The sequence below is a fragment of the Ruegeria sp. BG6 genome, from assembly GCF_056538465.1.
Window position 1 is genome coordinate 1 of sequence record NZ_JBQFTB010000001.1, and the last position, 20,287, is coordinate 20,287.

A 20,287-nucleotide genomic window follows, 5' to 3' on the forward strand; every position below is an offset into this window, starting at 1 on the left:
GCTCGATTTCATCGCGCTGGCGCCCCAACTCGGACCGGATCGAGCCGAAAAGCTCAGGATCACGATCCGAAAGAGACTGGGTGAAAAAACCATTTGTGCGGTGGGGGGCGTTCACGTGGAAACCTCCTGAAAAGGCCTCCCGACGGGATCACCGGCGGGAGGAGGTGAGGGAAAAGGTCAGATTACGCGGTCCCGGGGCGGGCGGCCGGCAAAGAAGTCACTGAGATTGTCGAGAACCCGGAACCCCATGGCTTCACGCGCTTCGCGGGTGGCGCTGCCAAGGTGCGGCAGCATCACCAGATTGTCGCACTGCAGAAGGTCCGGGCTGATACGTGGTTCGCCGTCGAACACATCCAGCGCAGCACCGCCGATCATGTCGAACATCAGGGCCTGAATAAGCGCCCATTCGTCAATCACCTCGCCGCGCGCGGTGTTGATCAGGAAGGCGTTCTGTTTCATCAGGCTCAGCCTGCGCGAGTTGATCAGGTGGCGGTTCGCCGCGCCGCCAGGGCAGTGCAGTGAGACGAAATCGCATTGCGGCAGCAGTTCGTCCACCGTGTCCACCTGAACGGCGTTGCATTGGCCCAGAACGTCCGGCGATACCTGGCTGCGGTTCTGCACGATGATCTTCATGCCGAAGCCGTGATGGGCGCGGCGGGCCATTTCCTGACCGATGCGGCCAAAACCGATAATGCCCAGTGTCTTGCCACTGACCTTGGTGCCAACCAGATGGGTAGGGCGCCAGCCGGACCAACCTCCGGCGCGCAGTTCCCGTTCGCCTTCACCCGCACGACGGGCCACCATCAGCAGCAAGGTCATGGCCAGATCGGCGGTGCATTCGGACAGCACGTCGGGTGTGTTGGTGACAGTCATACCCAGATCGCGGGCTGCAGGTTCGCAGATGTGACTGTAGCCGACACCATAATTGGCCAAGATCCTGGTCTGCGCGGCAGGCACATCCAGCGCCTCGGCGCTGAGTGTGTCGGTCACGGTCGGCAACACCGCGTCATACCGTTTCAGCGCATCGCGTATTTCGGCCGGTGACATGGGTTTGTCGCCGGTGTTCAGCACGGTGTCATAGCTTTCGGCCAGTTGCGCCTCGACCGCGGCAGGCCAGCGGCGTGTTACAAGGACTGAAGGTTTAACCATCACGCGGCCTTTCCCATGACGCGGGCGATCGTTTCGCCGATGACTGCGGGGTTTTCTGCCACGGTCACGCCTGCGGCAGAAAGGATTTCAACCTTTTCCGAGGCACTTTCGCCAAAGGCCGAAATGATCGCACCTGCATGGCCCATGGTCCGGCCCTTGGGGGCTGTCAGACCCGCGACATAAGCCACCACGGGCTTGGTGATGTGGTCACGGATATACTCCGCCGCTTCGGCCTCTTGCGGGCCGCCGATCTCTCCGATCATGGCAATGACCTCGGTGTCTTCGTCCTGTTCGAACCGTTCAAGGATGTCACGGAAGGACGAACCGTTGATCGGGTCGCCACCGATGCCGACGCTGGTAGACACACCGATTCCGCGTTCTTTGAGCTGCGCTGCAGCCTCGTAGCCCAGCGTGCCCGAGCGCCCGATGATTCCCACGTTGCCCGGCAGGTAGATATGGCCGGGCATGATACCCAGCAGCGCCTTGCCCGGGCTGATTGTTCCGGCGCAGTTCGGCCCGGTCAGCACCATGCGCTTGTCGCGCGGGTAGCGGTACATGTAGCGTTTGACCCGGATCATGTCCTGCGCGGGGATGCCGTCTGTGATGCAGACGCAATAGCGGATGCCGGCATCCGCCGCTTCCATGATCGAATCCGCTGCAAACGGTGGCGGAACGAAGACAAGGCTGGCATCGGCACCTGTGGCCTCGACGGCCTGTTTGACGGTGTCAAAAACTGGCACACCTTCGACGGTTTCGCCACCTTTGCCGGGGACCACGCCGCCGACAACATTGGTGCCGTATTCCAACATGTCCTTGGTGTGAAAACGCGCCATGCGTCCGGTGATACCCTGAACGATAACGCGGCTGTCGCGGTCGAGAAGAATGCTCATTACACAGCCCTCATCTTGGTGTTTTGGGACAGGTCGTTGCGCCATGCGCCAACGGCGCGTTCGGCGGCTTCCATCAGGGTGGTTGCACGGATGATCGGCAAACCGGATTTGGCCAGAATCTTCTGACCCTCTTCGACATTCGTACCGGCCAGACGCACGATGACAGGAATGTCGATGTCCAGTTCGCGCAATGCCTGCACGACACCTTCTGCAACCCAGTCACAGCGGTTGATTCCAGCAAAGATGTTGACCAGAACCGCCTGAACATTGCTGTCCGACAAAACCAGGCGGAAGGCCTTGGCGACCCGCTCGGGTGAAGCACCGCCGCCGATATCGAGGAAGTTCGCAGGCTCCCCACCGGCCAGCTTAATGGTGTCCATCGTGGCCATGGCCAGACCGGCACCGTTCACGATGCAGCCGATATTGCCTTCGAGGCCGACATAGGACAGGCCACGATCAGCCGCGCGGCTTTCACGGGGGTCTTCCTGGCTTTTGTCGCGCAGTTCAGCAATCTGCGGGTGACGGAACAGGGCGTTGTCGTCAAAGCTCATCTTGGCGTCCAGCGCCAGAACGCGATCATCGCCGGTTATGACCAGAGGGTTGATCTCGACCATGGTTGCGTCCAACTCACTGAATGCGGCATAGCAGCCCTGCAGGGTGCGGACCATTTGCTGCACCAGTCGCGGCTCAAGCCCCAGTTCGAAGGCGATCTCGCGCGCCTGGAATTCCTGCAACCCCACAGCCGGTTCCACGATCGAGCGTACGATGCTGTCCGGGCGTTCGGCCGAGATCTCCTCAATCTCCATTCCGCCTTCGGACGACGCGACGATCATCACCCGTTGGCTGGAGCGATCAAGTACGAAACCCAGGTAAATCTCGCGGTCGATGGGCACGGCGGCTTCTACATACACGCGGTAGACACCTTTGCCTTCCGGGCCGGTCTGATGCGTAACCAGCTTGCGCCCGAACAGGTTGTCACAGGCCTCGTAGATCTCGCTTTCAGTGTTGCACAGCTTGACGCCGCCAGCCTTGCCGCGCCCGCCTGCATGCACCTGCGCCTTGACGATCCATTTGTCGCCGCCAAGCTCGCGAGCGCGGTAGGCGGCTTGCTCGGGGCTGTAGGCCAATGCACCCGGCGGGACATCGACCCCAAACTTCGAAAGAACCTCTTTGGCCTGGTATTCATGAATATCCATCTGCATTCCTCCCGTTCATGCAGTGCGATTACGCGGCAATCGATGTGCCGTAACGGCTTTCCAGCAGCGCCTCGATTTCTTCGAAATCGACGGTGCCTCCCAACTCATGCAGAGCTTCGGCGAACAGGCGCACGATGCGGCTGACGGCCTGATGGTTCAGCTGGTTCAGAATGCCGATGCGAACCTGCACCGGCGCGCTGAGAGTGGGCCAAATGCCAAACCCGCGCGCCCGGCAATTCTGAACAAGTTCCATTTCACGACCTGCCAGCTCTGTCGGCAGATTGAGCACGACAAGGCTGGGCATGTCCGAGGTCACTTCGCAGCCAAGCGCGGTCACAGCGTCGCGCAGAACGCATTCGTGTATGCGATATGACGCGGATCGCTTGGCCAGCCCCTCCTGAAGGGTCAGGCGCAGCGACTCGTGAAATGCGGCAACGGCGTAGCCCGAATGCGTGCGGTGATAGGTTCCCTTTTCGACATCCTGCCCGTCGACGATGCCCCAGTGGCGGGCTTCAAAAATCGGGTTGTGGACATACGTATATGCACCTGTCGCCTTCAGCGAATTGATATACGAGTCGGTGAAGCTGACCGGCGCGTAGGTCAGTGGCAGGCAGCACAAGCCTTTCTGCGGACAGGATGCCCAGCCTGCGATCCCGGGAAAATCATCAATCCGGAAATCCTCGACGCCCAAGGAAGAAACCGCGTCGATCAGGCCCATGGCCCCATGACGTTCGCAGGCATCCGAGAAACCGCGCAGATCGTTGATGCGCCCCGATCCGGTTTCCCAATGCGCCATGAAGGCCCATTTCGGTTTATGGCGCGCCAAGGCCTTTTCAACCATTTCACCCGTAACCGGTTGCCCATGAGGCACTTCGATCACGACAACGCTTGCCGCCTGCGGGTCCAGCGGGCTGGCGGCGTGTTCCTGCGGTGTCGCGGCCTTGATCCGCAGGGTCAGCGAGTCGATGCCCGAAAACGTACCGTTCGAAAAGGCGACAACCTTGTCGCCTGGCATCACGGCCGAGAACATGGTGTCCAGCGCGCTCCAACCGGTGCCGGCGACGGCGAAGGTATAGGCGTTGTCGGTACCCCAGATTTCGCGCAGCATGTATTTGCATTCGACCATTCCGCGCAAAACATCGCCTTGCATGTGGTCTGCAACGCCTGCGCTGGAAAACGCCTGCAGAACGCGGGCGTCCGTATTGCCGGGGCCGGGTCCGGCCGCCAGGGTCTCGGGGATTTCCAGCGGGGGATAAACCTGGAACGTCATTTGTGATCCTCCTCAGCTACGGGATGATTGGCAGAGCCCGTGTGTCGCGTTGGCGATCAGCAAAACTGAAACTTGCCCGAACGCGCAACGTAACTTAATACTGCTTTTGGGCATCTAATTGGGTGGGAAAAAACCTACCCATTAGTGTAAGAATACAAAGGTGTACTGAGATAGAACCTACCATAATGGGTAGATTTTGAGAATTTTGGGCGGAAAATCAAATGACTGAAAAACCCCGATACCCGATTGACGTCATGCTGGCCGACAACAATCCGCTCGTCCTGTCTGCGATGTCGGAGATTTTTGAACGTGATCCGCGATTCTCTCTGGTGGCCACGTCCGCCACAGCCGAGGGGTTTCTGGGCGCAGTGATGCGGGTGCCTGTGCAGGTCTGCGTCGTGGCGTGGAACCTGCCGATTTTGGGTGCGGCGAAACTGATCGAGGTGCTGCGTGAACAGCAAAACGCACCCCGTTTCGTTGTATATGGTGACGAGGCCGGCGACGTTCCCAGGTTGGCCATGCAGGCCGGGGCCGCAGGGTTTGCCCCACGGTCAGGTGAAGTGGAGGGTTTGCTTGAAACCTGCGCTGACGTTGCCGCCGGCAAGATGGTGTTTCCCTTCATCGATGTCCGGAAAATGCATCAGGATCCGATTCATGGCCTGTCGCGCAAAGAACGCGCGATCCTGGAGGCGTTGGCCAAGGGACTGTCAAATCGCGACCTGTCGAAAGAGCTGAAAATATCGACGAATACGGTCAAGTTTCATCTGTCCAATATTTATGAAAAACTGTCCGTCAAAAACCGTGCTCAGGCGATCGCATATTACTATTCTTCGAAGTCAGCGCCGGAATGACTGAGGCTCGTTTTGCAGCTGATCGTATGGCGTTCGCCGGACAATCCGGCGACAAAACACAGCCATTGCTGTGATGGAGTTCAGGGACCATCTGAACTTTGCAGGTTCCGCAGGAATTGCGCAGGGCGCCCAAGGGGGCGCCCCGTACAAAATTTCAGCATCGCATATTGGCGCCGTTGGGATCGTAAAGCGGGCCGCCAAGCACTTCGGCATCGTAGAACTCGCCGAGGATTTCAACCTGAAGGACCGTTCCGGGCGCTGCGTGCTCGGACGCGACATAGCCCATCGCCATGGATTTACCCATCCGGTGCGCATATCCGCCTGAGCTGACGTAACCTACCGCCGCGCCATCCTTCAGGATTGCTTCGTCGCTGGAGACATCGATCCCTTCGACGTCGATTGTCATGGTCACAAGCTTTTGTTTCACACCCTCGGCACGGAAAGCTTCGGTCGCCTGCTTGCCGACGAAATCTTTCTTCCAGTTGATGAAGACATCCATTCCGCTTTCCACTGCATTGAAATCCGGCCGGAACTCCGTGGTCCAGACACCCCAGCCTTTTTCAAGCCGCATCGACATGAGCGCACGTGCGCCATACCAGCGATAGCCCAGATCAGCCCCGGCACCCTCGATCGTTTCGGCAAGCCGCAACAGGTATTGGGGGCGGCAGTAGATTTCAAAACCCAGCTCGCCCGAAAAACTGATACGGTTCAAAATGACCGGAACCCCGCCCACGAAGGTTTGTCGCAGATCGCGGAATTTCATGGCGTCAGCGCTGACATCGGTGCGGGTGATACGCGACAACAGCTCTCGTGACTTGGGACCGGACAGCGCTATCCCGTGCCAGTCGTCTGAAACATTGGCGTAAGTGACATCATCCGGCAGATCCTTTTCGAACCAGCGGCGGTGCGCTTCCTGCATCGCGCCCGACCCAAACAGCATAAAGTGATCCTCGGCTAGGCAGGCAACGGTCAGGTCACCGTACAGCTTTCCTTTTGGGGTAAGCATCGGCGTCAGGGTCAGGCGGCCGGGTTTAGGAACATAGCCCGCCACAATGCGGTCCAGATAAGCGCGCGCGCCTTTGCCTTTGAACTCGTGCTTGGCGAAGTTGGCAATCTCGATGCCGCCAACGGCATTCTGCACGGCGTCCACCTCGCGTTTGACATAATCGAACGAGCGGTTGCGCTCGAAAGTCGGATCCTCGTGGGCGTCCTCGGGACCGTCCGCAAACCACTGGGCGTTTTCAAGTCCAAAGCCCTGATCCATCAAGGCACCCTTCGCGACCAGACGATCGTAAAGCGCGGTGGTTTTCTGCATCCGGCCCTTGGGAAGGGTCTCGTTGGGGAAGGTCATGACAAAGCGGCGTTCGTAGTTTTCAGCCGATTTGACGGTTCCCCAGTCCGGCGTCGCAAACTCGCCAAACCGCGCGACGTCCATGGCCCAGACATCGATCGAGGGTTCTCCGTCGATCATCCATTCCGCCATGGTCAGACCAACGCCGCCGCCCTGACAGAACCCCGCCATGACACCCACCGCGACCCAATAGTTCTTCATCCCCGGAACCGGGCCGATCATCGGGTTGCCGTCCGGGCCGAAAGTGAATGGCCCGTTAATCATGTCCTTGATGCCAGCCTCGCCGATTGCCGGTATCCGTTCGAACGACATTTCGAGTCGTTCGGCGATGCGGTCGAGATCGGGCTGCAGCAACTCGTGGCCGAAATCCCACGGGGTCCCGTCGACTTTCCATGGGGTCGACTTCGGCTCATAGGTGCCCAGCAACATGCCCTGCCGTTCCTGCCGGAAATAGATGTTGGCCTCATAATCGATACCCGCGGGCAGGCGACCGGCTTCGCCCATGCTTTCCATGCGCTCGGCGATCATCGGGATCTTGTCGGTGATCAGGTAGTGATGCTCCATCGGTTGTACCGGAAGGTGAATGCCGGACATCTGGCCGACTTCGCGGGCCCAGAGACCACCGCAATTGACCACCTGTTCCGCATTGATCGTGCCTTTCGGTGTCGTCAGATCCCAGCTTCCGTCCGGGCGCTGGCTCATCGCGGTCACACCGCAATGGGTAAAGTACTGCGCGCCGTGTACACGGGCCGATTTGGCAAATGCATAGGTCGCGCCCGAAGGGTCAAGATCACCGTCCTGATCGTCCCAAAGGGCTGCGTGGTAATGCTTGGGGTCGATCAGTGGATGACGCTCGGCCAGTTCCCTTGGACTTATGAATTCCTGATTGAGCCCCATGTACCGCGCCTTTGAGCGTTCGCGTTTGAGGTAATCGTACCATTCCTTGGTCGATGCCGCGTAGAAGCCCCCAGTGATATGCATGCCAACCGAGTGGCCCGATGTCGCTTCGATTTCTTTGTACAGATCAATCGTATAGCTTTGCAGGCGGCTTATGTTGGGGTCCGAACTGATCGTGTGTATCTGCCCGGCCGCGTGCCAGCTGGACCCGGATGTCAGTTCATCGCGTTCCAGCAGTACGACATCCTTCCACCCGAACTTGGCAAGGTGAAAAAGGATCGAACATCCGACGACGCCGCCGCCAATGACGACAACCTTGGCGTGGGAAGGAAGCGGTTTGCCTGTGGCTGTATCGTCTTTTTGAATTTCGGGCATTGAAGGTGTCCTTGGTTAAGCTTCTAGCGTTTCAAGAAAGGCCGGGTTGGGCCCGCAATGTTTATTGCGTTGCCCACGCGATCATTGCGGTTCCGATCACGACGTTGGCAGGGGGCGTCGCGTTGGCTGTTTTCCTAGTACCAGGCATCGGGCAATTCCTCTTTGCGTCTGGCGACAAATGCCTCCAGTTCGTCGCGCAGCGCGGCGTCGATCGGAGGTTCCTCATATTCTTTCAGCATCTGCTTCCAGCGACTGTGGGCGCGCTGGCGCATGTCTTCCGAACCGTTTTCTTCCCAGCTTTCGACATTCTCGCTGTCACTGAGCCTGGGTTCGTAGAATGCTGTCTGGTAGTGGCGCATCGTATGGCCGCATCCCAGAAAGTGCCCGCCTGGGGCGACTTCGTCGTATGCGTCCCGGGCCAATGCGTCGTCTGAAGTGTCCAGCCCCTGGCACAAGACTTTCTGATAGGATCCAAGACGGTCCGCATCCATGATCAGCTTCTCGAAACCGGTGCACAATCCGCCTTCCAGCCAGCCTGCCGAGTGCAGGACAAAATTTGCCCCTGCCAGCATAGTGGAATGCATGGAATCCGCGCTTTCGTATGCCGCCTGAGCGTCCTCGATCTTCGATGCTGTCAGGGACCCGCCGCACCGCAACGGCAACCCGGCGCGGCGTGCCAGTTGACCAATTGCGTAGTTCGACATGACAGGTTCGGGCATTCCAAAAGTGGGTGCGCCCGATTTCAACGACATCGACGACAGGAAGTTGCCCAGCACGAAAGGCGCGCCCGGGCGGATTAGCTGAATATACGCACAGACCATCATCGCTTCGGCCATGGCCTGTGCCACGGACGCCGCGGTTGAGACCGGCCCCATTGCCCCCGAAAGGATAAAGGGCACCACGACCATGCCTTGCCCGCGGGTTGAATACACCCGTGCCGCTTCGGTCACCACACGGTCCACCAAAAGTGGAGAGTTCGTGTTCACGTTCCCCATGATGACGCAGTTATCGGCCATTACGTCGGCACCGAACACGATTTCGGCCATGTCGACGCTGTCCTGCGCGCGGCTCATTTCCGTAATCGCGCCCAGATGCGGTTTGTCGCTGAGGGTCATGTGCGCGAACAGCATGTCGAGATGTCGTTTGCTGACCGGAACGTCACAAGGCTCACAGGTGACGAAGCCGCCGTGATGCAGGTTCGGGTGCAGATAAGTTAGTCGCACGAGATCCCGGAAGGCGGCCATATCGCCATATCGGCGCCCACCTTCGAGATCGCGTACAAAAGGGGCGCCGTAAATCGGCGCGAAGACCTGATGCTTGTCGCCAATAATGACTGATCGGTCCGGGTTTCGGGCCCGTTGTGTGAACTCGGCCGGAGCCTGAGAGCACAGATTGCGAATCCAATCGGCCGGCGCGCGCACGATGTCGCCGTCGACCTTTGCACCTTCGCGCTTCCAAAGCGCAAGCGCCTCGGGGTCGTCGCGAAAGGCGATGCCCACGTCTTGCAGGATCCAGTCGACCAGTTCCTCAAGCCGAACGATCTGATCCTCATCAAGCACATCGAAATGCGGGATGATGCGGCGAATATAGGGTGAGGGCGGTGCGCCAGTCTGCGCATTTCCCCTTGTTCTTGAACTGCGTGCCCGGCGCGCCATGAATGCCCTCTCTGAATCTGTCTATCCTGAAATTATCGCCTGGGTGGGTCTTTGTGACGTTTGAAAATTTCGATGAATTAGATAAACACAGCTTATGCAAAAGCTTTGGTCACATCTGTCCTCACCGCGCCACCTCGTCTTTTTCGAGGCTGCAGCAAGGACTGGATCGTTCACACGTGCGGCGCAGGAATTGAACGTTCAACAACCAGCGGTCAGTATGGCGATCAAGCAACTTGAAAGCTCGCTTGGTGTTCTTCTGTTCCAGCGTAGTCACCGTAAGATCAGCCTGACAAATGCTGGAAGCAAGCTGTTCGCCGACGTGACACGTGCGTTTGAACAGCTTGCGCAGTCCGCCGAAACCATCCGGCAGTTTGCCAGCAATGATCACGTGACACTCAGCGCGTCTTCGGCATTCAACAACTATTGGCTTCTGCCGCGCATCGGGTCCTTTCAGCGCATCCATCCGGATATCGACCTGCGCCTGCAATCCAGCGATCGAGAGCCTAATCTGAATGTTGAAACGATCAGCCTCGCCATTCGACTTGGGGCCGGAGACTGGCCGGACTGTGAATCCGCGCTGATCGCCGAGGAAGTGATCTATCCAGTCGCGTCGCCCCGGGTGATGGCGGCAGCGGTAAATCTCCGAAATGTGCCGGGGCTTCTCAGCCAGCGCTTGATCCATCTTGAGGAACCAATTCGCGAACGCCCCTCGTGGCGGCAGTGGTTCTGGGAGTTCGGAGTGACGGAAATACCGCCGCGCAGTGGTCTGCGCCTGAATGACTATGCACTGGTGCTTCAAGCCGCCATTGCGGGCGAGGGGTTCGCCTTTGGGTGGGACCACCTTGTCGCGCCTTTGGTTCAGCAGGGCCTGCTTGCCGCGCGGCCAGAGTGGACCTGGAAAACAGGGAAGGGGATCTACCTGGTCTGGTCCAAGTCCCGGGAACTGACACCCAAGGCCGAAATCGTGCGGGATTGGATATTGTCTGTGAAGCAAGGTGCCTGACGAGAGGGTCGCTGGCGGCCATCGAGAGTTTTTTCGTTTCTTGCGACGGGCCAAGTAGTGGCCGCCGTCTGAACCCTATCGCAACTGTTCCTGATCTGCGCGGCCTCAGGTGAATTGGGGTTGCCGCCCCTTCCCAAACGGCGGCAAGGTGACACAAAGCGCCTGAACAGGAGCAACGAACAACATGTCAGGTCAGTCCGGCAACGACGCCGTTTTTTTGAACGGCAGCCTGATGCGGCACGTGACGCGCATGTCCTTGACCACCAGCATTGGTCTGATGGCAATTTTCGCGGTCGACTTTGTGGACATGATATTCATCTCGATGCTGGGCAATGACGCTCTGGCTGCGGCGGTCGGCTATGCGGGGACATTGTTGTTCTTTACCAACGCCATCAATATCGGGCTGTCGATCTCCGCCGGGGCGCTCGTTGCACGTGAACTGGGCGCGGGCAGGCCAGAGCAGGCGCGCCACTATGCATCCAGCGTCGCGGTTCTGGGGCTGATTGGTGGTATCCTGATTTCGGCTTTGGTTCTGATGAACCTGACCTTTCTACTGTCGCTTCTGGGCGCCGAGGGCGAGGTGCTGCGTCTATCGGTCCGCTATGTTTCGATCATTCTGCCAACAATGTGCGTCATGTCCATTGCCATGACGGCGATGGCTGTATTGCGCGCGCATGGTGATGCGCGACGTTCGATGATGGCAACGATCTACGGCGGTTTGGTGAATGCCGTCCTTGATCCCGTGCTGATCTTCGCAGTGGGGCTTGGACTGGATGGCGCCGCAATTGCGTCGGTATTGGCAAGGCTTTGTATGCTGGCAGCCGCGATACTGCCCGCGTTGCGCGTGCACCGGGGCTTTATGCGGCCATCGCTGTCACAGGTTGCGCACGATCTGCGCCCTGTGCGAACCATCGCAATTCCAGCGGTTCTGACCAATGTCGCCACGCCGATTGGAAATGCCATCGTGGTTCGGGAAATTGCCCAATATGGAACCGACGCGGTGGCGGGGATGGCCGTGATCGGCCGCCTGATGCCGGTGGCGTTTTCTGTGGTGTTTGCTTTGTCAGGCTCAATCGGTCCGATCATCGGGCAGAACTTCGGGGCCGAACGATATGATCGTGTGCGGGGCGCCTTTTGGGCCGGTATCCGGTTTACCGGGGTATACGTCGTGGCAATGGCGGCTATCCTGTTTCTTCTGCGTGCACCAATCGCGGATTTGTTTGCAGCGCAAGGCGAAACACGGACGCTGATCTACCTGTTTTGCGGACCGCTGGCGCTGGCTTCGTTTTTTAACGGAGTGATTTTTGTCGCAAACGCCAGTTTCAACAATCTTGGGCACCCGGTTTATTCGACCTGGATCAACTGGGGGCGACATACCGTTGGAACTTGGGTCTTTGTCGTTATCGGATCCAAGCTGGCGGGCGCTTCTGGCGTGTTGCTGGGACAGGCCTTTGGTGGGGTAATCTTTGCCCTGGTGGGATGGTTTCTGGTCGAGCGCGTCGTCGCAGGGCTGGCCCATCCGCAGAAGATCGACCCGTTTACAGGACAAAACCGTATCCACTCGCTGTTCGGGCGTCGCGGCTGGTGATCTGAGGGATCAGTTACCCTGGTTACGGGCCTCCAGCCGTTCCAGATTGACAACCGTCGACAACATCAGCCGATCATGGCTCCAGTCATGTGTCTGCCGAAGCGAGGCTGATCCAAGCGCAAGCAAGGTTGCAAAAGTCAGTGTCAGACCCAAAAACAGAACCGGCAGCGGAGCCGTGGCCACCTGCGTATCGGTCAGCGCGATCACCCGCTGCTGCAATACCCGCTTGGCCTTTCCACCGGAAACCAGTGCTACATTCAGAACCTTCGGGTTCCGCATCGCGACTGTGCGGGCGCAATAATCCAGCAGGCAGGACGTATAGTCGCGCGCGTCGATCCCTTTGCGGGCAACAACCGACTGATCACAGGCCAGTTCCCGTAACCGGTCGAACTGATATTTCAGAAGCTGATAGGCCGGGTTCCAGAAAAGAACGGGGCGCAACAGTTCGAACCCAAGTTCCCATTCCACGTCGCCTGCGCGGATGTGCTGAAACTCATGGGCCAGAGCAAACCGCATTTCACGCGGCGTATTCAGCAAGTGACTGGGTAAAACCACGTGACGGCGGCGCAGACCGCGCACCGCGAAGGGCACCGTGATGCGGTCCGACAGGCGAATGTCCACTTTGCGAGAGCGGCGCCACAGAAAACTTGTCCCGATCGTGTTGCGAATGGAAATCGCATCACGCACAGCGCGGACAAGATACAGCGCCGAGATCATCGCCAGAGCTATCAGGACAATAATCAAAGCCAGAGACTCACCCGAAACGATATGATCGATCCAGCGTTCGCGGGTGTTGAGCAATGCCTCGAACTGGACCGCTGGCATCGCGATTTCGCCGCGCAGATAAGCGGCAACCGCAATGTCACCCAGCGCCACTGCGCGACCGGGCCATGCCAGCCCCGCCAATGCCGAAGCGCCAAGCGCCAGCAGAGGACTGAGTACCACGCAAACGCACAGCGTTTTGAGCGCGCGCAACTGCGCGACAAAGCTGTTTCGCATCGGAGTCTTCGCCAACGTCGCGCGGGCCAGCAGCCAGATAAGGGCGGACAGGCCAAGCACGATGTTCAATTCGAGATATGTATCGAGAACCGGTTTAACCGCTGTCATTTTGCAGTCTCCTCTCTACCAGTGCCCGAATTTCCTCCAGATCGGCTTCGCTCAGCCCCGCGTCATCGACCAGACGCGCCACCAGCGTGGCGGGTGTGTCGTCGAACAATGTGCGGGACAGGTTCTGAAGCGAACGCGCCTGATACCTGTCTTTTTCCAGAAGCGGTCTATAGATCAGCGTTTTTCCGTCCTTGCGGCTTTCGACGAAACCTTTCTCGTCGAGAATGCGCAGGATGGTCGCGCCGGACGTATAGGCCAGATTGCGTTCTGGTGGCAGACAATCAAGCACGTCACGGACCGAGCCCTGACCCAGCGCCCAGAGTTCGTTCATGAACTCGAGTTCTACTTCGGTCAGGAGGTTTGTTGTTTTTTTCTTTCGCATCGGTCTTTCGTGTCGCATTTTTTAGTATGCCTGACAGACAAGCATCCTTTCGCTGTTTCGCAAAGCTTAAACTTTCCAGAAGACGAAAATGCCCCATCCGATGGACAGGAAAAGTGGTGTCCAGACGGGCTGACCCACCAGGCCCAGCCAGGCAAGGAAGATATAGGCCGAGCCCAGCAGGGTAATAAACAGCCTGTCGCCCAGCGTGGTGGTCAGCCCCAGCACGCCGCGCCGTTCGATGCCGTCGCGGAATTTGAACCCTTCCAGCAGGCCAATCAGTGCAATGGCCGAGAAGATGCCGACGAATACGGCCAGCGTGGCTGGGGTCCAGGCCATCCAGAAGTCGGGCCATAAGGGGTCAGTCCACGAGAACCCTTTTTCATCTTGCTGGCCGACATTGCCCCAACCGGCCTTCGCCTGTGCAAGGGCCGACGACGGCAGGAAGGGAAGGGTGAGAAGGAGTTTACGCATATCGAACCTCACACACGTCCCATCGCGAAACCGCGGGCGATGTAGTTGCGGACAAACCAGATGACGATGGCACCGGGGATGATTGTAAGCGTCCCGGCTGCCGCCAGCAGGCCCAGTTCATACCCGGCACTTGAGGCGGTGCGCGTCATCACGGCGGCGATGGGTTTGGCCTCGACCGCAGTCAGGGTCTTGGCCAGCAGCATTTCAACCCATGAGAACATGAAGCAGAAGAACGCAGCAACGCCCACGCCTGCCTTGATGTTGGGCAGAAAGATCGTGACGAAAAAGCGCGGGAAGGAATAGCCGTCGACATAGGCGGTCTCATCCAGCTCTTTCGGGATGCCGCGCATGAACCCTTCCAGAATCCACACGGCCAGCGGCACGTTGAACAGCGTATGCGCCAGCGCCACGGCCAGGTGCGTATCGAACAGACCGATCGAGGAGTAGAGCTGGAAGAACGGCAGCGCAAAGACCGCAGCCGGTGCCATCCGGTTGGTCAGCAGCCAGAAAAACAACTGTTTGTCGCCCAGAAAACGATAGCGCGAAAAAGCATAAGCGGCTGGCAGGGCAACGCAGACAGAAAGTACTGTGTTCAGAGTCACATAAGTGATCGAGTTGATGTAGCCCCAGTACCATGTCGGATCGGTGAAGATGGTGATGTAGTTCTCCAGCGTAAAGGTCTGGGGAAACAGGGAAAAGCCCGACAGGATCTCGTTCGTGGTCTTGAAGGACATCGCCACCAGCCAGTAGATCGGCAGCATCAGGAACGCGATATAGAGGATCGGGATGATAGACCGCTTCTTCATTGCGCGTCATCCTTTGTCATCAGAGTGTAGAAGACCCAAGAGACCAACAGCGTGATGGCGAAATAGATCAGGCTCATCGCAGCCGCAGGGCCAAGGTCGAACTGTCCAAGCGCGATCTTCACGAGGTCGATCGACAGCAGGGTGGTTGAGTTGCCGGGGCCGCCGCCGGTCAGAACGAAGGGCTCGGTATAGATGTTGAAACTGTCCATGAAGCGCAGCAGCACGGCTATGGTCAGGACGGTTTTCATCTTGGGCAGCTGGATATAACGGAACACAGACCAGGGGCTGGCGCCGTCGATCTTCGCAGCTTGATAGTAGGCGTCCGGGATCGACACCAAACCCGCGTAGCACAGTAGAACCACCAGCGAGGTCCAGTGCCAGACATCCATGACGATGACAGTGATCCAAGCCGATAGCGGCTGTTGCGTCATGTCATAGTTGATGCCCAGAACGTCATTCAGAAAATACCCCAGCAGACCGATCTTTGGCAGGGTGAAGATGTTCCACATCGACCCGACCACATTCCACGGGATAAGCATGGGCAGGGCCATCAGCACCAGACAGACCGGCACCCAGAACCCCTTGCGCGGCATTGAAAGGGCCACGATGATGCCCAGCGGAACCTCGATCAGCAGGATCAGCGCGGTGAACAGGAATTGCCGCCCCAGTGCGGCCTGAAACCGGTCGGACCGCAGGATTTGTTCAAACCAACCAAGGCCTTCCCAGAAGAACTGGTTGTTGCCGAATGTTTCCTGCACCGAGTAGTTGACCACCGTCATCATTGGCACCAGCGCGTTGAACGCGACCAGAGCCAGCACGGGCAGGACAAAGAACCAAGCCTTTTGATTTTCCGTTCTCATTGCGCCCGCTCCTGAGTTGCGATCCAGCCGTCGCGATAGACGCGGGATTGCTCGGGTTTGAATTGCAGGAAAACATGTGACCCGGGTTCGGGCACACTGTGTTCGGTCACGGCCTTGAGGGCAGTATTGCCGACCATCGCGCTGATCACATAGTGACGGCCGATGTCGGCGACTTTGGTCACGTGCGCGGGAATTCCGGTGTCGCCAAATCCAACATACTCGGGCCGGATACCCAGATCAGTGCGGCCCCCTTCACCATGAGTTGGGCCTTCCAGCATAACCTCATGGCCTTCAAAGATAGCTCGGTCGTCTTTCGCCTCGCAGGGCAGGACATTCATGCCGGGTGAGCCAATGAAGTGGCCGACAAACGTGTGCTGAGGGCGTTCGAACAGTTCCACCGGAGTTCCGATCTGAACCACTTCGCCTTCCTGCATAACCACCACCTCGTCCGCGAAAGTCAGTGCCTCGGTCTGGTCGTGGGTCACGTAGATCATCGTCGCTTTGACCCGCTGGTGCAGTTCTTTCAGTTTCGACCGCAGCTTCCATTTCAGATGCGGGTCGATCACGGTCAAGGGTTCATCGAACATCACCGCGTTCACGTCGTCGCGCACCAACCCGCGGCCCATCGAGATCTTCTGCTTGTTGTCCGGGCTTAGCCCCGAGGCGCGGGTGCCCAGCATGTCCGTGACGTCCAGCATCTCGGCAATTTCATCGACACGGCGCTTGATCGTCGCGGCATCGACGCCCCGGTTCTTCAGCGGAAAGGCCAGGTTCTCGCCCACGGTCATAGTGTCGTAGATCACCGGGAACTGGAACACCTGCGCGATGTTGCGCTGGTCAGGGGGTAGGGCGGTTACGTCACGATCGTCAAACAGGATCTGTCCTTCGGACGGCGTCAAAAGACCCGAGATAATGTTCAGCAACGTGGACTTGCCGCACCCAGACGGTCCTAGCAGCGCATAGGCACCGCCATCGCGCCAAGTCACGTCGATTTCCTTCAGTGCATAGTCTTCCGGGCCTTTCGGCGCGGGCATATAGCTGTGTCGAAGGTTTGAAAGTTTGATCTGTGCCATGTCAGGCTACCCTTTTGCCGTCTTGGCCGAAGTACCGGCAATGGGCCGGGTTCATGTAGAAACTGTGATCCTCGCCCACCCGATAAGGGTGCACACCGGCGGCCAGCGAAACCCAAGCGTCGTTCCCATGTTGGAAATGCGCGCTGGAATCCGAGCCCGACAGCTCTGTCACGATCACGCGCCCGGTCAGTTCCACATCCGCGTCTGTGGTGCGGAACGGGGTCACACGGTGCGGGCGCACGGCGACCATGTAATCTCCGTCGGCCATGTCAGTGACCGGCCAGCCGCCGCCGCCCGCCAGATGTGCCTGGGCATCGGAAACCGTAATGCGCGCCACATTGATCGGCGGGTCCGAGAAGACACGCGCCGCCGCGATGTTTTCCGGGTTGCGATAGATGTCGGCGGTCGGCCCAAACTGGGTCACGCGACCGTCTTCCATCAGGGCGGTGTAGCCGCCCAGCAGCAACGCCTCTTCGGGTTCCGAGGTGGCATAGACCACGACCGCGCCACGCCCTGCAAACAGGTCGGGCAGTTGCTCGCGCAGTTCTTCGCGCAACTTGTAATCAAGGTTGGCCAGCGGTTCGTCGAGGAAGACGGCGCGGCTTTCTTTCGCAATGGCACGCGCCAGTGCGGTCCGTTGTTGTTGTCCACCCGACAACTCATGTGGGCGGCGATGTAGCATCGGGCGCAGTTGCAGCAGGTCGGCCGCTTCTTCGACACGGCCTTCGATTTCGCTTTTCGCCATACCCGCCACGCGCAGCGGCGAGGCGATGTTGTCGAAAACGGTCATATGCGGATAGTTCACGAAGAACTGGTGCACCAGGCTGATCTGACGCTTCTGCGTGTTCAGTCGCGTGACATCCTGCCCATCCATCAGGACCTTGCCCGAGGCGATCGGGTCCAGCCCGGCCATCATCTTGATCAGAGAGGTCTTGCCCGAGCCGGTTGCACCCAACAATACATTGAAGTGGCCTGTATGAAGGGTCAGGTTTGTGGATTTGATATGGATGACGTTGCCGACCCGTTTGGTGGCATCTTGAAGTTCGATCATCTGGGAAACTCGCGGGGTATTTTAGGGTAGGCCGGGCTTAAGCCCGGCCTACGACGTTGCTGTTACTGGGACTGCCAGCGCTTGACCAGTTCGTCATAGTTGACGGTCTGGCCCTGTGGCTTTTCGTTCTCCAGCTTGGCCTTGGGCGAACCCGCTTTTTCCAGCCAGAAGGACGCATCCTGAGGCTCGTTCAGGCGCGGGCCGCAGCCACCGTAGACACCGGCGCTTTCATCCGCGGCCTGCATACGAGCCATGGTGATGTCCATCTCTTCGGCCAGACGGTCCATCGCCTCTTGCGGGGTAAAGGCGCCCGAGTTCACGTCACCGATTTGCTGCCACCAGATCTGGGCCAGCTTCGGATAATCCGGAACGTTGATGCCGGTCGGCGACCATGCCACACGGTCAGGCGAGCGGTAGAACTCGACCAGACCACCCAGCTTGGGTGCGCGCTCGGTGAAGGACTCGTGGTTAACCGAGCTGTCGCGGATGAAAGTCAGACCCACATGGGACTTCTTCACATCGACGGTCTTGGACGTCACGAACTGGGCATAGAGCCACGCTGCCTGAGCACGATCCTCGGGGGTCGACTTCAGGAAAGTCCAGGAACCCACGTCCTGATACCCAACCTTCTGGCCGTCTTCCCAGTAGGGGCCGTGCGGGCTGGGCGCCATCCGCCACAGCGGCGTGCCTTCGTCATCCACGGTGTTGTTGCCTTCGGACTTCGGCTTCACCATGTCGGCGGTGAAGGCGGTGTACCAGAAGATCTGCTGGGCCACGTTGCCCTGGCTCAGCGCCGGCAGCGACTGGTAGAAGTCATAGGACGCCGCACCCGGAGGCGCATAGTTGCGCAGCCATTCGTCCCATTTGCGGATCGCGTAGACCGCAGCCGGACCGTTGGCAGCACCACCGCGCGACACCGAAGCGCCAACTGGGTTACAGGTGCCCGCTTCCATGCGGATGCCCCATTCGTCGACCGGAATACCGTTAGGCTCACCGACGTCACCTGCGCCCGCCATCGACAGCCAGGCGTCTGTCATACGCCAGCCCAAGTCAGGCGCGCGTTTGCCGTAGTCCATGTGGCCGTAGATCGCGACGCCATCGACTTCCTTCACGTCGTTGGTGAAAAACTCGGCGATGTCTTCGTAGGCCGACCAGTTGACCGGAACACCCAGATCATAGCCGTACTTTTCCTTGAACGCGGCCTTGTTGGCTTCATCGTCAAACCAGTCTTTGCGGAACCAATAAAGGTTCGCGAACTGCTGGTCGGGCAGCTGATACAGCTTACCATCCGGACCGGTGGTGAACTGAATGCCCATGAAGTCATCCAGATCGAGCGTCGGCGAGGTTGTCGCCGCCCAATCGCCGCCCATCATGTCGGTCAGCGGATAGGCCAGTTGCAGGCGGGAATGGGTGCCGATCAGGTCACTGTCGTTGACGTAGCCGTCATAGAGGTTCCGGCCGGTCTGCATCTGAGTCTGAACGGCCTGAACCACTTCGCCTTCACCAAGGATCTGGTGATTGACCTTGATGCCGGTGATCTCTTCGAACGCCTTGGTTAGAACCTCGGATTCATACGAGTGAGTGGGGATGCCTTCAGACAGGACGTTGATTTCCATGCCCGCGTAAGGCTGTGCAGCTTCGATGAACCACTGCATTTCAGCCATCTGTTCGTCTTTCGACAGGGTCGATGGCTGGAATTCGTCGTCGATCCAGCGTTGTGCTGCGGCTTCGTCGGCCCAAGCAGGACCGTGCCCCGCAATGACGGCAGCCGCCGCCACTGCGGAAAGTAGATGTCTCCGCATCTGTCTCCTCCCAAAAATTTATGGTTCTCCGGTGGGAACCGGATGTCAGATACCATCAGCGATTTTTCGCGCGCCTGTCAAACTAATTTTTTAGTAAATGAAAACGCCGATGCGTAACTCTTTGTTTTTATTATATTGAAAGAGGAATTCGGAAGAGACCACGGCAAGGATTGCTGACTTCGCCGGAATCGGGAAAGAGCACTCAAAGTCCGGAGAACAACTGACCTAACCTCAAGTGAACCAGCGACCAGGCGCCAGATATTTGGTTCTGAAACTTTGATTAAGGAAAGTGCAAATGGCAGCCCGTAGGGGAATCGAACCCCTCTTTCCAGGTTGAAAACCTGGCGTCCTAACCGATAGACGAACGGGCCACTTGGTCCAGTCAAGCACAAGTGGCAGCCCGTAGGGGAATCGAACCCCTCTTTCCAGGTTGAAAACCTGGCGTCCTAACCGATAGACGAACGGGCCACGCTGGCTTGTGGAGGGCCTTTTACGGTTTACCTCCCACCC

General features: G+C 58.7%; 17 protein-coding genes and 2 tRNA genes. 3 read left to right on the plus strand and 16 right to left on the minus strand.

The features are described from left to right. Positions 1-177: 177 nt before the first annotated feature. Genes ACR0JW_RS00005 through ACR0JW_RS00020 form a run of 4 tightly spaced genes read right to left on the minus strand, consistent with a single transcriptional unit; the run spans position 178 to position 4,505 of the window. A complete protein-coding gene (locus ACR0JW_RS00005; protein ID WP_170677654.1) occupies positions 178-1,149 on the minus strand; it encodes a 2-hydroxyacid dehydrogenase in 972 nt (323 codons plus the stop codon). Further along, positions 1,149-2,039, minus strand: a complete 891-nt coding sequence (gene sucD, locus ACR0JW_RS00010; RefSeq protein ID WP_170616669.1) for a succinate--CoA ligase subunit alpha — start codon at positions 2,037-2,039, stop codon at positions 1,149-1,151. The genes ACR0JW_RS00005 and sucD overlap by 1 nt, the downstream gene beginning before the upstream one ends. Then, entirely contained in the window at positions 2,039-3,235 is a 1,197-nt protein-coding gene (locus ACR0JW_RS00015; RefSeq protein ID WP_170677652.1) for a malate--CoA ligase subunit beta, read from the minus strand. Before ACR0JW_RS00015 ends, sucD begins: the two co-directional genes overlap by 1 nt. A 28-nt stretch (positions 3,236-3,263) precedes the next feature. Continuing rightward, a complete protein-coding gene (locus ACR0JW_RS00020; RefSeq protein ID WP_170677650.1) occupies positions 3,264-4,505 on the minus strand; it encodes a pyridoxal-phosphate-dependent aminotransferase family protein in 1,242 nt (413 codons plus the stop codon). A gap of 221 nt (positions 4,506-4,726) precedes the next feature. On the opposite strand from ACR0JW_RS00020, the gene ACR0JW_RS00025 reads away from it, so the two are divergent. After that, entirely contained in the window at positions 4,727-5,356 is a 630-nt protein-coding gene (locus ACR0JW_RS00025; protein WP_480713461.1) for a response regulator transcription factor, read from the plus strand. Positions 5,357-5,510: 154 nt separating this feature from the next. On the opposite strand, the gene ACR0JW_RS00030 is transcribed toward ACR0JW_RS00025, so the two are convergent. Together ACR0JW_RS00030 and ACR0JW_RS00035 are read right to left on the minus strand one after the other, a co-directional pair. Continuing rightward, positions 5,511-7,979: an FAD-dependent oxidoreductase gene (locus tag ACR0JW_RS00030; RefSeq protein ID WP_170677648.1), complete on the minus strand. Its 2,469-nt coding sequence runs from the start codon at positions 7,977-7,979 to the stop codon at positions 5,511-5,513. Between the two features lie 134 nt (positions 7,980-8,113). Next, a complete protein-coding gene (locus ACR0JW_RS00035; protein ID WP_170677646.1) occupies positions 8,114-9,634 on the minus strand; it encodes a trimethylamine methyltransferase family protein in 1,521 nt (506 codons plus the stop codon). Between the two features lie 94 nt (positions 9,635-9,728). Between ACR0JW_RS00035 and ACR0JW_RS00040 the strand changes: the two genes are divergently transcribed. Further along, the gene (locus ACR0JW_RS00040; protein WP_480713462.1) at positions 9,729-10,637 is read left to right on the plus strand and encodes a LysR substrate-binding domain-containing protein; all 909 of its coding nucleotides are present in this window, start codon (positions 9,729-9,731) and stop codon (positions 10,635-10,637) included. 184 nt (positions 10,638-10,821) lie between these two features. After that, on the plus strand, positions 10,822-12,225 hold the full coding sequence (locus ACR0JW_RS00045) for an MATE family efflux transporter (protein ID WP_480713463.1): 1,404 nt from the start codon (positions 10,822-10,824) through the stop codon (positions 12,223-12,225). 9 nt (positions 12,226-12,234) lie between these two features. Here the strand turns inward: ACR0JW_RS00045 and ACR0JW_RS00050 are convergent, their stop codons facing one another. From ACR0JW_RS00050 to ACR0JW_RS00095, 10 genes are all read right to left on the minus strand, one after another. Then, on the minus strand, positions 12,235-13,332 hold the full coding sequence (locus tag ACR0JW_RS00050; RefSeq protein ID WP_170616656.1) for a M56 family metallopeptidase: 1,098 nt from the start codon (positions 13,330-13,332) through the stop codon (positions 12,235-12,237). Then, complete coding sequence (locus tag ACR0JW_RS00055; RefSeq protein WP_170616654.1) at positions 13,319-13,714, minus strand: BlaI/MecI/CopY family transcriptional regulator; 396 nt, start codon at positions 13,712-13,714, stop codon at positions 13,319-13,321. Before ACR0JW_RS00055 ends, ACR0JW_RS00050 begins: the two co-directional genes overlap by 14 nt. 66 nt (positions 13,715-13,780) lie before the next feature. Then, positions 13,781-14,050 (minus strand): DUF2160 domain-containing protein, encoded by a 270-nt coding sequence (locus tag ACR0JW_RS00060; protein ID WP_480713629.1) that lies wholly within the window; start codon positions 14,048-14,050, stop codon positions 13,781-13,783. Between the two features lie 143 nt (positions 14,051-14,193). Continuing rightward, positions 14,194-14,991 carry a carbohydrate ABC transporter permease gene (locus tag ACR0JW_RS00065; protein WP_170616650.1) on the minus strand — a complete coding sequence of 266 codons (798 nt, stop codon included), beginning with the start codon at positions 14,989-14,991 and terminating at the stop codon, positions 14,194-14,196. Further along, positions 14,988-15,851, minus strand: a complete 864-nt coding sequence (locus ACR0JW_RS00070; protein WP_170677640.1) for a carbohydrate ABC transporter permease — start codon at positions 15,849-15,851, stop codon at positions 14,988-14,990. Before ACR0JW_RS00070 ends, ACR0JW_RS00065 begins: the two co-directional genes overlap by 4 nt. Then, complete coding sequence (locus tag ACR0JW_RS00075; protein ID WP_170677638.1) at positions 15,848-16,924, minus strand: ABC transporter ATP-binding protein; 1,077 nt, start codon at positions 16,922-16,924, stop codon at positions 15,848-15,850. The genes ACR0JW_RS00070 and ACR0JW_RS00075 overlap by 4 nt, the downstream gene beginning before the upstream one ends. Position 16,925: 1 nt before the next feature. Beyond that, positions 16,926-17,975, minus strand: a complete 1,050-nt coding sequence (locus ACR0JW_RS00080; protein WP_170677636.1) for an ABC transporter ATP-binding protein — start codon at positions 17,973-17,975, stop codon at positions 16,926-16,928. A 62-nt stretch (positions 17,976-18,037) separates the two neighbouring features. Next, the gene (locus ACR0JW_RS00085; RefSeq protein ID WP_170677634.1) at positions 18,038-19,777 is read right to left on the minus strand and encodes an ABC transporter substrate-binding protein; all 1,740 of its coding nucleotides are present in this window, start codon (positions 19,775-19,777) and stop codon (positions 18,038-18,040) included. Positions 19,778-20,073: 296 nt separating this feature from the next. Beyond that, positions 20,074-20,148 (minus strand) — tRNA-Glu (locus ACR0JW_RS00090). A gap of 22 nt (positions 20,149-20,170) precedes the next feature. Beyond that, positions 20,171-20,245: transfer RNA gene (locus ACR0JW_RS00095), tRNA-Glu, on the minus strand. Positions 20,246-20,287 lie beyond the last annotated feature (42 nt).

Excerpts from the sequence above, each read along its gene's own strand:
- ACR0JW_RS00065 (WP_170616650.1), bottom strand. The coding sequence starts at position 14,991 with ATGAAGAAGCGGTCTATCATCCCGATCCTCTATATCGCGTTCCTGATG.
- ACR0JW_RS00055 (WP_170616654.1), bottom strand. The coding sequence starts at position 13,714 with ATGCGAAAGAAAAAAACAACAAACCTCCTGACCGAAGTAGAACTCGAG.
- ACR0JW_RS00075 (WP_170677638.1), bottom strand. The coding sequence starts at position 16,924 with ATGGCACAGATCAAACTTTCAAACCTTCGACACAGCTATATGCCCGCG.
- ACR0JW_RS00085 (WP_170677634.1), bottom strand. The coding sequence starts at position 19,777 with ATGCGGAGACATCTACTTTCCGCAGTGGCGGCGGCTGCCGTCATTGCG.
- ACR0JW_RS00020 (WP_170677650.1), bottom strand. The coding sequence starts at position 4,505 with ATGACGTTCCAGGTTTATCCCCCGCTGGAAATCCCCGAGACCCTGGCG.
- ACR0JW_RS00030 (WP_170677648.1), bottom strand. The coding sequence starts at position 7,979 with ATGCCCGAAATTCAAAAAGACGATACAGCCACAGGCAAACCGCTTCCT.
- ACR0JW_RS00045 (WP_480713463.1), top strand. The coding sequence starts at position 10,822 with ATGTCAGGTCAGTCCGGCAACGACGCCGTTTTTTTGAACGGCAGCCTG.
- sucD (WP_170616669.1), bottom strand. The coding sequence starts at position 2,039 with ATGAGCATTCTTCTCGACCGCGACAGCCGCGTTATCGTTCAGGGTATC.
- ACR0JW_RS00005 (WP_170677654.1), bottom strand. The coding sequence starts at position 1,149 with ATGGTTAAACCTTCAGTCCTTGTAACACGCCGCTGGCCTGCCGCGGTC.
- ACR0JW_RS00070 (WP_170677640.1), bottom strand. The coding sequence starts at position 15,851 with ATGAGAACGGAAAATCAAAAGGCTTGGTTCTTTGTCCTGCCCGTGCTG.
- ACR0JW_RS00025 (WP_480713461.1), top strand. The coding sequence starts at position 4,727 with ATGACTGAAAAACCCCGATACCCGATTGACGTCATGCTGGCCGACAAC.
- ACR0JW_RS00035 (WP_170677646.1), bottom strand. The coding sequence starts at position 9,634 with ATGGCGCGCCGGGCACGCAGTTCAAGAACAAGGGGAAATGCGCAGACT.
- ACR0JW_RS00040 (WP_480713462.1), top strand. The coding sequence starts at position 9,729 with ATGCAAAAGCTTTGGTCACATCTGTCCTCACCGCGCCACCTCGTCTTT.
- ACR0JW_RS00060 (WP_480713629.1), bottom strand. The coding sequence starts at position 14,050 with ATGGCCTGGACCCCAGCCACGCTGGCCGTATTCGTCGGCATCTTCTCG.
- ACR0JW_RS00015 (WP_170677652.1), bottom strand. The coding sequence starts at position 3,235 with ATGGATATTCATGAATACCAGGCCAAAGAGGTTCTTTCGAAGTTTGGG.
- ACR0JW_RS00050 (WP_170616656.1), bottom strand. The coding sequence starts at position 13,332 with ATGACAGCGGTTAAACCGGTTCTCGATACATATCTCGAATTGAACATC.
- ACR0JW_RS00080 (WP_170677636.1), bottom strand. The coding sequence starts at position 17,975 with ATGATCGAACTTCAAGATGCCACCAAACGGGTCGGCAACGTCATCCAT.